The organism is Paraburkholderia sp. RL18-101-BIB-B (genome assembly GCF_046026985.1).
In the GTDB taxonomy this organism is placed as follows: Bacteria; Pseudomonadota; Gammaproteobacteria; order Burkholderiales; family Burkholderiaceae; genus Paraburkholderia.
In genome coordinates this window covers 111,232-123,929 of record NZ_JARESV010000002.1, presented here as the reverse complement: position 1 = coordinate 123,929, position 12,698 = coordinate 111,232, and the positions used below count along the sequence as shown (strand labels likewise).

At 63.4% G+C, this 12,698-nt stretch carries 12 protein-coding genes; 5 read left to right on the top strand and 7 right to left on the bottom strand.

Going from position 1 to position 12,698, the window contains the following annotated elements:
• Positions 1-17: 17 nt before the first annotated feature.
• The 5 genes from P0D73_RS03545 to P0D73_RS03525 all read right to left on the bottom strand — a co-directional run bounded on the left by P0D73_RS03545 (position 18) and on the right by P0D73_RS03525 (position 3,895).
• Positions 18-797: a peptidylprolyl isomerase gene (locus tag P0D73_RS03545; RefSeq protein WP_408175465.1), complete on the bottom strand. Its 780-nt coding sequence runs from the start codon at positions 795-797 to the stop codon at positions 18-20.
• A gap of 11 nt (positions 798-808) precedes the next feature.
• A complete protein-coding gene (locus P0D73_RS03540) occupies positions 809-1,123 on the bottom strand; it encodes a BolA family protein (protein ID WP_408175464.1) in 315 nt (104 codons plus the stop codon).
• A gap of 1 nt (position 1,124) precedes the next feature.
• Complete coding sequence (locus P0D73_RS03535) at positions 1,125-1,655, bottom strand: septation protein A (protein ID WP_408175463.1); 531 nt, start codon at positions 1,653-1,655, stop codon at positions 1,125-1,127.
• 167 nt (positions 1,656-1,822) lie between these two features.
• A complete protein-coding gene (msrB, locus tag P0D73_RS03530) occupies positions 1,823-2,245 on the bottom strand; it encodes a peptide-methionine (R)-S-oxide reductase MsrB (protein WP_132374684.1) in 423 nt (140 codons plus the stop codon).
• 93 nt (positions 2,246-2,338) lie between these two features.
• On the bottom strand, positions 2,339-3,895 hold the full coding sequence (locus P0D73_RS03525; RefSeq protein WP_408175462.1) for a protein adenylyltransferase SelO: 1,557 nt from the start codon (positions 3,893-3,895) through the stop codon (positions 2,339-2,341).
• A gap of 191 nt (positions 3,896-4,086) precedes the next feature.
• Between P0D73_RS03525 and P0D73_RS03520 the strand changes: the two genes are divergently transcribed.
• The 3 genes from P0D73_RS03520 to P0D73_RS03510 all read left to right on the top strand — a co-directional run bounded on the left by P0D73_RS03520 (position 4,087) and on the right by P0D73_RS03510 (position 9,287).
• Entirely contained in the window at positions 4,087-5,772 is a 1,686-nt protein-coding gene (locus P0D73_RS03520; RefSeq protein WP_408429764.1) for a 3-(methylthio)propionyl-CoA ligase, read from the top strand.
• 164 nt (positions 5,773-5,936) lie between these two features.
• The gene (locus P0D73_RS03515; RefSeq protein ID WP_408429762.1) at positions 5,937-8,021 is read left to right on the top strand and encodes a 3-hydroxyacyl-CoA dehydrogenase NAD-binding domain-containing protein; all 2,085 of its coding nucleotides are present in this window, start codon (positions 5,937-5,939) and stop codon (positions 8,019-8,021) included.
• Positions 8,022-8,108: 87 nt separating this feature from the next.
• Positions 8,109-9,287, top strand: coding sequence for an acetyl-CoA C-acyltransferase (locus P0D73_RS03510; RefSeq protein ID WP_408429759.1), 1,179 nt, complete (start codon positions 8,109-8,111; stop codon positions 9,285-9,287).
• Between the two features lie 109 nt (positions 9,288-9,396).
• Here the strand turns inward: P0D73_RS03510 and P0D73_RS03505 are convergent, their stop codons facing one another.
• Positions 9,397-9,900 carry an LEA/WHy family protein gene (locus P0D73_RS03505; protein WP_408429756.1) on the bottom strand — a complete coding sequence of 168 codons (504 nt, stop codon included), beginning with the start codon at positions 9,898-9,900 and terminating at the stop codon, positions 9,397-9,399.
• Between the two features lie 70 nt (positions 9,901-9,970).
• Positions 9,971-10,345 (bottom strand): cupin domain-containing protein, encoded by a 375-nt coding sequence (locus tag P0D73_RS03500; protein ID WP_408175455.1) that lies wholly within the window; start codon positions 10,343-10,345, stop codon positions 9,971-9,973.
• 178 nt (positions 10,346-10,523) lie between these two features.
• On the opposite strand from P0D73_RS03500, the gene P0D73_RS03495 reads away from it, so the two are divergent.
• Together P0D73_RS03495 and P0D73_RS03490 are read left to right on the top strand one after the other, a co-directional pair.
• Entirely contained in the window at positions 10,524-12,020 is a 1,497-nt protein-coding gene (locus P0D73_RS03495; RefSeq protein ID WP_408429753.1) for an aminotransferase-like domain-containing protein, read from the top strand.
• A gap of 250 nt (positions 12,021-12,270) precedes the next feature.
• A complete protein-coding gene (locus P0D73_RS03490; protein ID WP_132374676.1) occupies positions 12,271-12,660 on the top strand; it encodes a hypothetical protein in 390 nt (129 codons plus the stop codon).
• The last annotated feature ends 38 nt before the right edge of the window (positions 12,661-12,698 follow it).

Here is a 12,698-nt window from a genome sequence, read left to right as displayed (position 1 = left end):
TTCAGCGGCAAACCTGCTTACTGAATCTTCGCGTTCTTACGCAGACCTTCTTCGAACGCTTGCAGCTTTTCCTGCTGGATCTGCTGCACGATCTGCGGGCGCACTTGCTCCAGCGGCGGCGGCGTGACGTCGCGCACGTCGTCGACACGGATGATGTGCCAGCCGAATTGCGTATGCACCGGCGTGTCGGTCATCTGGCCTTTCTGCAGATGCGTGGCCGCGTCCGCGAATTCAGGCACGTAGGCCTTCGGGTCCGACCAGTCCAGATCGCCGCCGTTCTTGCCCGATCCCGGGTCCTTCGAGAATTGCTTGGCCAGATCCTCGAAGCTTGCGCCGGCCTTGATCTTCGCGATCAGGTCCTTCGCCTGCTGTTCGTTATCCACGAGGATGTGGTGCAGGTGATATTCCTTGCCGCCCGCGTCCTTGATCAGCGCGTTGTAACGCGCGGTGACTTCGGCGTCGCTCGGCGCGTTGTTCTTCACGAAGTCTTCGATCAGCGCGCGCAGCACGACGGTTTGCTGTGCCACGGCGATTTGCGCCTTGATGTCCGGACGATTCGGCAGGCCGCGGCGCAGCGCTTCCTGCATCAGGATCTCGCGGTTCACCAGTTCTTCGCGCACGGCCGTTTGCAGTTGCGGCGTATTTTGCTGGCCTTGATGAACCAGTTGGTCGATCAGCGCGTCGGCGCGTGCTTTGGGAATCGGCGTGCCGTTCACGACGGCGATGTTCTGTGCGAATGCAGGTGCGGCTGCAAATGCAGCCAGCAATACCCAGAGGCGGGTTTTCTTCAAGGTCATCGAAAATTTTCCTAGCGGGGCAACAAAGCGAATTCTTCGGGCGTATACGCCGTGATGGCAAGGGCGTGAATGCCGCGCTGCATGGCATCGGCCAGCGCATCATACACCATGCGATGCCGCGCCACGCGGGCCTTGCCGGCGAATGCGGCCGCCACGATCGTGACACTGAAATGACCGCCGGCGGAGGCGCCGGCGTGACCGGCGTGCTGAGCGCTGTCGTCGGTGATCTGGATCGAAGTGACCGGCGCCAGCGCGGCGGCGAGGCGCGCCTCGATCAACGCGGCGCGCTCGGCGGTGGTGGCGTGCATGAATACATCGCTCGTCATGTCATTCTTCCTTCATATACTTCGACAACCACAAACTCTGCCCGACGATGAACACCACCAGGCACCCGGTGGCGCCGAACAGCTTGAAATTGACCCACTGGTCGGTCGTGTAGTTGTAGGCGACGAACAGATTGACCAGCCCGAGCAGCACGAAAAACACCGCCCACACGACATTCAGCTTGCCCCAGATCGCGTGCGGCAGCGTGATCTGCTTGCCCATCATCGCTTCGATCAGGTTCTTGTTGAAGGCCAGTTGCGAGACGATCAGCGCGACCGAAAACGCCCAGTAGAGCACGGTCGGCTTCCATTTGATGAACGTGTCGTTGTGCAGCACGAGCGTGGCGCCGCCGAACACGGTGACGACGCCGAGGCTCACCCACAGCATCGGATCGACCTTGCGGTGGCGGAAGGCCACCCACGCGATCTGCATCAGCGTGGCGACGATCGCCACTGCCGTCGCCGTGAAAATGCCCCAAATCTTGAAGGCGACGAAGAACAGGATGATCGGGAACAGATCGAACAGGAATTTCATTATCTGGTCGGGGAATCGGAAAGTGAGCGGAAAGCGAGTCGAAGAATAAGGGTGCGGTGCGAAGCGTCGGGGCAGCCGGTTCGCAAACTGGATGAAGGGTGTCGCGGCCGGCGCGCGCCTGAATGGTCGCAGACGCCGGCCGGCAACGCGCCGGACTCCGCGCTGCGTTACTTGGGCTCGAATTGTAACGCAGCTGAATTGATGCAGTACCGCAGGCCGGTCGGCGCGGGTCCGTCTTCGAACACGTGGCCCAGATGCGCGCCGCAGTTCTTGCACTCCACCTCGATACGCAGCATGCCGTGCGAACGGTCGGTCTTCTCGGTGATCACTTCGCCGTCGATCGGCTTGAAGTAGCTCGGCCAGCCGCAACCGGCGTCGAACTTGGTGTCCGATTCGAACAGCGGCGTGCCGCAACAGACGCAGTCATAGATGCCGCGGTCCCAGTGATCGTGATAGCGGCCGGTGAACGGGCGCTCGGTGGCCGCGTGGCGCGTCACCTGATATTCGATGTCGGAGAGCTGCTTGCGCCACTCGGCGTCGTCTTTCTGCACGGCGGGGGCGTCGGTCTTGAGTTCGTCGGGTTTGTTCATGGTCGGAGTTCCTGTCTCGGGCTTGTTTTGAGGGGACGCATGATGATCATGCAGATTCGGCTCATCACGCGCGATCACACGGCGTTCAGCACGTCACGACGAGCAGCTCACTTCCAGCGAACTCGCCCAGTCCGGCGGCAGCCCCGCATATGCTTCGTGCTCGGGCTGTTCGTCGAACGGACGGCGCAGCACGGCCGCCAGTCGTTCCACTTCGGAAAAATCCTTCTCTTTCGCGTGACGGATTGCCGTCTCCGCCAGATGATTGCGAAGTACGAATTTGGGGTTCACACGGTTCATTGCAATGGCGCGCTCGGCGTCGTCGCGTGTTTCTTCGGACAGCCGCGCGCGGTAGTCGTTCGCCCAGGCGTCGAACGCGGCACGGTCGAGAAACAGGTCGCGCACCGGCGCGTCGCCGCTCGCGTCGTGCTTCGACATGCGCGCCAGGTTGCGGAAAGTCAGCGTGAAATCCGCACGACTGGCATGCATCACTTCGAACAGACGATTCACGAGCGAAGCGTCACCGTCACGTTCGGTTTCGAGGCCGAGCTTGGCGCGCATGCGCCGCTCCAGCGCCGGGGCGAAACGATCCTTGAAGCCGCCGAGCACGCGCTGCGCGTCTTCGATCGCCTTGTCGCCGCGCACGCTTTCCTCATGCTTTTCGCCCAGCAGCGGCAACAGCCCCTGCGCGAGGCAGAAGAGATTCCAGTAAGCGATCTGCGGCTGCATCTTGTACGCGTAACGGCCTTGCGAATCGGAGTGATTGCAGATGTAGCCGGCGTCGAAGCCGTCCATGAAACCGAACGGACCGTAGTCGATGGTGAGGCCGAGTATCGACATGTTGTCGGTGTTCATCACGCCGTGGCAAAAGCCGACCGCCTGCCACTCGACCATCAGGTCAGCGGTCGACATGACCGCTTCGTCGAGCAGCGCGAGATACGGATCGTCGGCTTCGCGGCAATGCGGATAGAAACGCTCGATCACGTGATCGGCGAGCGCGCGCAGCGCGTCGGTGCGATCGTTCGAATAGAAGTGCTCGAAGTGGCCGAAACGCACGAAGCTCGGCGCCACGCGCGTGACCACCGCCGCCGTTTCGATCGTCTCGCGCCGCACCGGCTGATCGGAGCCGATCACGCACAGCGCGCGCGTGGTCGGAATGCCGAGGTGATGCATCGCCTCCGAACACAGATACTCGCGGATCGACGAACGCAACACCGCGCGGCCATCGCCCATACGCGAATAGGGCGTGCGCCCCGCGCCTTTGAGCTGCAACTCGAAGCGCTGGCCGTCGTGTTCGACTTCGCCGAGGCCGAGCGCGCGGCCGTCGCCGAGCTGGCCGGCCCACACGCCGAACTGATGCCCGGAATACACCGACGCATAAGGCAGCGTCTCGGCCGGCCACTCGCGCGTGACGTTGCCGGAGAACAGTTCCGCAAAGCCCGGATCCTTCTCGAGGCCCGGCTCTAGACCGAGCAGCGCGGCGGTTTCGGCGGAGAACCCGACGAGGTACGGCGCGCTGAGCGGCGCCGCGGGCAGACGCGTCAGAAACACGCTGCCGAGCCGTGCGAACGCGCTCTCGTGCAACGTGGTGAGCGCGTCGGAAAGGGCCGTCAAAGGCCCGGATAACCCTGCAATGCTTGGGGAAAACGACATGTTGAGCGCCTCTGGATTAACCGATATTGTAAGTCCGCGCCCGCGGAGCTGCTGGCCGGCCGTACGTCTGTCACGTACCGATCCTGTCCAGATCGTTTGCCGGCTTCGCGCTTTTCGCCGATGGCGCGACGAGGCGCGCCCCCCGAGCTGCAAAACCAATTGAAACGATCAAGCCGAGGAGACCACTCTTTATGACGACGCCGCTGCTTGGCCAGATGATGGACGTGCCGCTTACTGTGCCTTCGTTGCTCGCACACGCCGCGCGGCATTTCGGCAGCACCGAAATCGTGTCGCGGCGTATCGAAGGCGACCTGCATCGCTATACCTATCGTGATTGCGAAAAGCGCGCGAAGCAGCTCGCGCAGGCTTTGATCGCGCTTGGCGTCGAACCCGGCGAACGGGTCGCGACGCTTGCATGGAACGGCTACCGCCATCTGGAAGCGTATTACGGCACGACCGGTTTCGGCGCCGTTTGCCACACGATCAACCCGCGTCTCTTTCCCGATCAGATCGCTTACATCATCAATCACGCCGACGACGCCTACGTGCTGTTCGACACCACGTTCGCGCCACTCGTCGATGTCCTCGCGCCGCAATGCCCGAAAGTGCGCGGCTGGATCGCGCTCGCCGACGAAGCGCATCGGCCCGCCATGCAGACGCCGGCGCTCAGCTACGAAACGCTCGTCACCGCGCAGGACGGCGACTTCGAGTGGCCGCCGCTCGACGAGAGGCAAGCCTCGTACCTGTGCTATACGTCGGGCACCACCGGCAATCCGAAGGGCGCGCTGTATTCGCATCGCTCGACGGTGCTGCATGCGTTCGGCGCGTCGCTGCCTGACGCGATGAGTCTTTCCGCGCGCGATTGCGTGCTGCCCGTCGTACCCATGTTTCATGTGAACGCATGGGGCATTCCGCATGCCGCGCCGCTGACCGGCGCGAAGCTCGTGTTCCCCGGCAAGGACCTCGACGGCAAGTCGCTGTATGAATTGATGGAAAGCGAACGCGTTACCTATTCGGCCGGCGTGCCGACCGTGTGGCTCGGCCTGCTCAACTACCTGCGCGAGGCCAACGTGCGGTTTTCGTCGCTCAATCGTACGGTGATCGGCGGCTCGGCCTGTCCGCCGGCCATGCTGCGCACATTCGAGGACGACTACGGCGTGCAGGTGATCCATGCGTGGGGCATGACCGAAATGTCGCCGCTCGGCACGTTGTCCAAACTGACGTGGGAACAGAGCCAGCGTCCGCTGGAAGATCAGCGCAAATTGCTCGAGAAGCAGGGGCACGTGCTCTATGGCGTCGACATGAAAATCGTCGGCGAAGACGGGCGTGAACTGCCGTGGGACGGCGTGGCATTCGGCGATCTGCACGTGCGCGGACCGTGGGTGATCAACCAGTATTTTCGCAAGGACGACTCGCCGCTCGTGGACGGCTGGTTTCCCACCGGCGACGTCGCCACCATCGACCGCGACAGCTTTCTGCACATCACGGACCGCTCAAAAGACGTGATCAAGTCAGGCGGCGAATGGATCAGTTCGATCGACGTCGAGAACGTGGCAATCGCGCATCCGGCCGTGGCCGAAGCGGCGTGCATTGCCTGCGCGCATCCGAAATGGACCGAGCGGCCGCTGCTGGTGGTCGTCAAGCGGCCCGGCTTCGAAGTCACGCGCGAAGAACTGATCGCCTTCTACGACGGCAAGGTCGCCAAATGGTGGATTCCCGACGACGTGGCCTTCGTCGACGAACTGCCGCACACGGCGACCGGCAAGCTGCAGAAACTCAAGCTGCGCGACTTTTTCCGCGACCATGTCCTGCCGTCCGCGCTCGAAGACGAAAAGGATTGTCCTCTGACGCCGCTTGCCAGGGGAAACCCCGCCTAGAAATAAAACGAACGAGAATTGAACGAGCGTGCTTTTTTGTGTATTCTGCCTGCTGACCTCGGGAAAATCAGACAATGGGTCGGATCGCTGATCCGGCTCGATGAACCGGAAGGGCGGCGCGCCCACGCGTCGCCGTATTGCATGGATCGCATGGAGGCAGGCAGATGGCAGTGGACTACACAACTCATGACGGCGTGGCCGTCATCACGCTGAACAATCCTCCCGTGAACGGCCTCGGCCTGTCGACGCGAGCGGGTATCGTCGAGGGGATCGAGCGCGCGCAGAACGATCCGGCCATCAAGGCCATCGTGCTGACGGGCGCGGGCAAGGCCTTCTCGGGCGGCGCCGACATCACCGAATTCAATACGCCGAAAGCGACCCAGGAGCCGACGCTCGCCACGGTCATCAAGATCGTGGAAGGCAGCGCGAAGCCGGTGATCGCCGCGATTCACAGCGTCGCGATGGGCGGCGGTCTGGAGTTGGCGCTCGGCGCGCATTACCGCGTGGCCGCGCCCGGCGCGCAAATCGCGCTGCCGGAAGTGAAGCTCGGCATTCTGCCGGGCGCGGGCGGCACGCAGCGTCTGCCGCGCGCCATCGGTCTCGAAGCGGCGCTCAATATGATCGTCTCCGGCGCGCCCGTCATGTCGGAGAAGCTTGCTGACTCCGGTCTGTTCGATGAACTCGCGCAAGGCGATCTGGCCGAAGCAGCGCTGGCGTTCGCGCGCAAGGTCGGCGCGAAAGAAGGCCCACATCCGAAGGTGCGCGACCGTAAGATCGAGCATCCGAACGCTGCCGGGTTCATTCAGTTCGCGCGCAATACCGTCGCGGCCGTCGCGAAGAATTTTCCGGCGCCGCAGAAATGTATCGACGCGGTGGAAGCGGGCGTGCAGAACGGCTTCGACAAGGGCCTCGCGTTCGAACGCGAATGCTTCATGGCGCTCGTGCAGACGCCGGAAAGCCATGCGCTGCGTCACGCGTTCTTCGGCGAACGCGCGGCGAGCAAGATTCCCGATGTGCCGTCGGACACGCCGGTGCGCGACATCAGCCAGGTGGCCGTGATCGGCGCGGGCACGATGGGCGGCGGCATCGCGATGAACTTCATCAACGCGGGTATTCCGGTCACGCTGCTGGAAACTAAGCAGGACGCGCTCGAGCGCGGCCTCGCCACGATCCGCAAGAACTACGAAGCGACCGTCAAGAAGGGCAAGCTCAAGCCCGAGGCGCTCGAACAGCGCATGGCGCTGATCACGCCCACGCTTTCCTACGATGACCTGAAAAACGCCGACCTGATCGTCGAAGCGGTGTTCGAAGAACTCGGCGTGAAAGAGCAGGTGTTCAAGCGTCTGGACGAAGTGGCAAAGAAAGGCGCGATCCTCGCCTCGAACACGTCGACACTCGACGTCGACAAGATCGCCGCATTCACGAAGCGTCCGCAGGACGTGGTCGGCATGCACTTCTTCAGCCCGGCCAACGTGATGAAGCTGCTCGAAGTGGTGCGCGGCAAGGAGACGGCGAAAGACGTGCTCGCCACCGTCATGAAGCTCGCCAGGAAGATCAGGAAGACCGCGGTGGTCTCGGGTGTGTGCGACGGTTTCATCGGCAATCGCATGATCGAGCAGTACATCCGCCAGGCGCTCTTCATGCTCGAAGAAGGCGCGTTGCCCGCGCAGGTCGATCGCGCGATCGAGAAGTTCGGCTTCGCGATGGGTCCGTTCCGCATGAGCGACCTGGCCGGCAACGACATCGGCTGGGCGATCCGCAAGCGCCGCTATCAGGAACATCCTGACATGCACTACTCGAAGATCGCCGACCGTCTGTGCGAGACCGGGCGCTTCGGCCAGAAGACCGGCGGCGGCTGGTACGACTACAAGGCGGGCGACCGCACCGCGTATCCGTCGAAAGTGGTCGATGACATGATCGTCGCGTTCTCGAAGGAAACCAATAGCGAGCGCCGCAAGATCTCCGACGAGGAAATCGTCGAGCGACTCGTATTCGCGCTCGTGAACGAAGGCGCGAAGATTCTCGAAGAAGGCATTGCGTCGAAGGCGTCGGATATCGACATGGTCTATCTGACCGGCTACGGCTTTCCGCTCTATCGCGGCGGCCCGATGCTGTACGCGGATGCGGTCGGCCTCTACAACGTCGAGCGCGCGATTCGCCGCTATGCGGCGCGGCCGAACGGCGACGCCTGGGAACTGGCGCCGAGCATCGCGGAGCTGGCGGCGAAGGGCCGCGGGTTCAACGGCTGAGCTGGCGCTCTAGTGAACTGACTGAGGTGGCGCCGCGCGACGATTCGCCGGCGCGCCACCATCGATATCTGGAAGTAGGAGATATGCATGACTGATGCCGTAATCGTATCGACCGCCCGTACGGGTCTCGCCAAATCATGGCGTGGTGGTTTCAACATGACGCACGGCGCGACCCTTGGCGGCCACGTGACGCAGGCCGCCGTCGAGCGCGCGAAGCTCGACCCGGCGCGCGTCGAAGACGTGATCATGGGCTGCGCCAATCCGGAAGGCGCGACGGGCATGAACATCGCGCGGCAGATCGTGCTGCGCGCCGGTTTGCCGGTCAGCGTGCCGGGCATGACGGTGAACCGTTTCTGTTCATCGGGATTGCAAACTATTGCGCTGGCCGCGCAACGCGTGATCGCCGGAGAAGGCGACGTGTATGTGGCAGGCGGCGTCGAATCGATCTCGTGCGTGCAGAACGAGATGAACCACCACATGCTGACCGAAGGCTGGCTCAGCCTGAACAAGCCGGAAATCTACTGGTCGATGCTGCAGACCGCGGAGAACGTCGCGAAACGCTATTCGATTTCGAAGGAACGTCAGGACGAATACGGCGTGCGTTCGCAACAGCGCGCCGCGGCCGCGCTCGAAGCCGGCAAGTTCAAGGACGAGATCGTGCCGTTGACGGTGCTCGCCGGTGTCGCGGACAAAGCTACCGGGCGTCTCTTCACGAAGGAAGTGACCGTTAGCGGCGACGAAGGCATTCGCGCCGACACCACGCTCGAAGGCGTGTCGAAGATTCGCACCGCGCTGCCGGGCGGGGTCATCACCGCGGGCAATGCGAGCCAGTTCTCGGATGGCGCGTCGGCTTGCGTGGTGATGAACGCGAAGGTGGCGGAGCGCGAAGGCCTGCAGCCGCTCGGCATTTTCCGCGGCTTCGCGGTGGCCGGTTGCGAGCCGGACGAGATGGGCATCGGCCCGGTGTTCGCGGTGCCAAAACTGCTCAAGCAGGCGGGTCTGAAGGTCAAGGATATCGACCTGTGGGAACTGAACGAAGCGTTCGCGGTGCAGGTGCTCTATTGCGCCGATAAGCTCGGCATTCCGCAGGACCGTCTGAACGTGAACGGCGGCGCGATCGCGGTCGGCCATCCGTATGGCGTGTCGGGCGCGCGGCTGACCGGCCATGCGTTGATCGAAGGCAAGCGGCGTGGCGCGAAGCTGGTCGTCGTGACCATGTGTATCGGCGGCGGGCAGGGCGCGGCGGGGTTGTTCGAAGTGGTTTGATCCGGCAGGAGCCGTAGCGGACAGCGGGTGCCGTGTGGTTCAGCGCGAGAGCGGCGAAACCGCGGCACCCGTTTTTATTCGTGCATGGTGTCCAGCGTCATGAGCCGTCTCAGGGCAAAGCCATGCTGGACGACGGCAGGCTCAGAGTTCCCTGGTCGATGAAGCGTGTCGTGCCCGTCAGTCCGCCTGCGAGCTTGCCGCGCAGAATGTACGGAATTTGTCCCGACTCCGTGGCCCCCGCGAAGGCGAACGCCTGCCGGATCGCGGCGAAAGCCGGCACCGTCAACGGCACATTGACGACCGTTTCTCCGTAGCGCGGCACGGTGCCCGCCTGGTCGCTCACACCGCTCGCGAACGGCTTGCCGTTCAGTTCGAGATCGAGCGACACGCCGTTGAAGTTGACCGCGGAATCGTTCGGATTCTGCACGCGCAGTTTCACGTTGAAGCGCATCTCGAGGCCCTGACCGTCGATCGGTTCGATGCCCGCCACGTTGACGCGCACCGGGTCGCCGCCGAAGAAGCCGGCGCAACCGTTTAGCGTCAGCGTGACGAGGGCGAGGATCGTGGTCAGACGAACGGAACGTCCGGACAACAGCGCGCGGAAGAAGGACATGACCTGCACCTCGCAAGAAGCGACTTGTGTCATGCATTGTACCGGGCCGTGCCTCGCGCCACGCGGTGTTTCAGGCCGCGCGCCGCAGCCGTGTTTTGACGAGGCTGGCCAGATGGTGCAAAGCTTGACCTATCAGACTGCGATCGTCCTTCCGCGCGCCCGGAGGTTGTACGACAAACGCAGCCGCGTTCACATGCGCGGCACTGATCAACACGACGCCGCGCTGCGGCGTCACGAAGCACTCGCCTTCGTGCAAGGTGATCGACGTGAGCGGCACGGCGTCGCCCAGCCATGCGAGCGAGTGATCGCGGAATTCGAGTTGCAAGTCGCCTTCCACAGCGACGATCGAGGTCCGGGCGCGCAGGTCGCGCACGGCCAACTGGCCGGCCGTGAGGCGAGAAGCAGCGCCGGATGCCGGACCAAAGCCGGATTGACAGACTGACATGGCCGATTCCTTTAAAGCGTTTCCATGCCACTCAGCTTATTGAGTCCGTTCGCGTGAAAACAGCCGCAGCCACAGACAATGTGAACCGGTACAGCGGCGCGTTTCGGTGCGCTGTATCGGTCGGAATCGAACGGATGTGTATCTGTCGCGACGCGCGAACTGTGCGCACCATCGGTTCATGACCCAATCCATCCTGACCCGGCAGGCAGCGCCTGCGGACCGGCTGCCGGATAGCCAGCCTCTCTACCGGCAATTGGCTGATCAATACCGTCGCGCGATCGGCAGCGGCGTGCTGCGTCCGGGCGACCGCATGCCGTCGATGCGCGCCTTCATGCAGCGGCACGGCGTGAGCCTCGCCACGGCGACCGAAAGCTACCGCGTGCTGGAACGCGACGCGCTGATCGATGCCCGGCCGCGCGCCGGCTACTTCGTGCGCGTGCCGCCCACGGCTGCGCTGCCGGGCGCGTCCGAGCCCGACCTGGCGGTGCTGCCGGGCGCCGCGCAGTTCGTCGGCATTCACTCGGCGATTTCCGCGATCGTGTCGAAGTTCCAGCGCTATCCGGACGCACTGAATCTCGGCGGCGCGACGGCGTCGCCCGATCTGTATCCGACGGATGCGTTGCAGAAAGCCGCGCTGCGCGCGTTGCGCAAGCGGCCCACCTTGCTGACCGCCGCTGGACACGACCAGGGCGATCCAGCCCTGCGCGCGATCATCGCGCGCCGCGCGCTCGACGCCGGCATCCAGATCGGCGCCGATGACATCATCATGACGCACGGCGGCATCGAGGCGGTGAATCTCGCGTTGCGGGCGGTGACCCAGCCCGGCGACACCGTCGCGGTCGAGTCGCCGTGTTTTTTCGGACTGCTGCAGGCGCTCGAAAGCCTCGGCTTGCGCGCGCTCGAAATTCCGGCCAGTCCGACCACCGGCCTCGCAGTCGAAGCGCTGGCCTTCGCGCTGCAAACGCATCCCGACATCAAGGCCGTGGTCGCGGTGCCGAACTTGCAGAACCCGCTCGGCAGCGTGATGCCCGACGCGCACAAGGCGCGGCTCGTCGAACTGTGCGCGCGAGCCGGCATTCCGCTGATCGAAGACGATCCGTACCGCGAACTGGCCGACACTCCCCAGCCGCCCAAATCGCTAAAGGCTTGGGACACCGACGGCACCGTGATTCACTGCACGTCGTTCAACAAGGTGCTGGCGCCCGGCATGCGGGTCGGCTGGATCAACGGCGGCCGCTGGCATCCGCGTATCGGCATGCTGAAGTTCGCGCAGTCGCGGCACAACGAACAACTGTCGCAAGTGGTGCTCGCCGAATTTCTGGAAACGAACGCGTATGAGCGGCATTTGCGGCGCTTGCGTGACCGGCTACGGCTTCAGCGCGAACGGATGGCGGCCGCGATCGCGACCTCGTTTCCCGACGGCACGCGCTTCACGCCACCGGGCGGCGGGATGTTTTTCTGGATCGAACTGCCGCGGGAAATATCGTCGACGGCGTTCTTCGAGGCCGCGCTGGACGACCGCATTCGCGTGATGCCGGGGACGGTGTTTTCGAATGCCGGGCGCTTCGACCATTTCATCCGGCTCAGTTCACCGAGCACGGATCTCGATCTGGCCGACGAAGCCGTGCGCAGGTTAGGGCGGCTGGCCGCGCGCATGGCGGCGCATTCAGGTTGATGCGGGTGCCGCGCCGATGTATAAGTGCTTGAAGAAACACATTACTTTGATAATCGGCGGATCGTCTGCCAGCACAGCGGTTCGTTGCAAGGAGTCTCAAAAGACCTGGAAAGCACTCCGAATGGCATCTTCCTATCATTAGCAATCCGGTCATGTGCTGATTGCTCCCTGACTGCTTCTGGCAGATCGTTTCTTGAAGGCAATGCCGATCTGCCCCGCGTTACCACTCGAAGATCACCACGGAGACGATATGCCATTCATTTGTGAAAATGTCGAGTGCCGAGCTGTGCTTGCCCGCAAACAGGTCAAACCGAATCGGGACAACAATTCGTTTTACTTCTATTGCCCCGACTGCAATACGCGCAACGAGCTGATCGACGTGGGCGCCGCCGGCGGTCCCCTGGAACTGATTCAGCCCGTCCGGCAAGGGCTTCCGCACAAGGTGGTCGCAACGGCCCGGCCTCTGGAGGACGGAAGATACGCGGCGCAGTTATGCATCCAGAAAGCGCTTGGAATCAAGGGGCCTTTTGCTGCGGAGGAACGTTGGGATCAGCTTGGCATTTTCCCCGACCCACAAGACGCCGTCAGCTATGCGAAGACCACCGCAGCCGATTGGCTGGGGGCTGACTTCAGACATTAAAAACGCCGGACGGTTCGGTGCCGCGCTCGCGCGCCGAT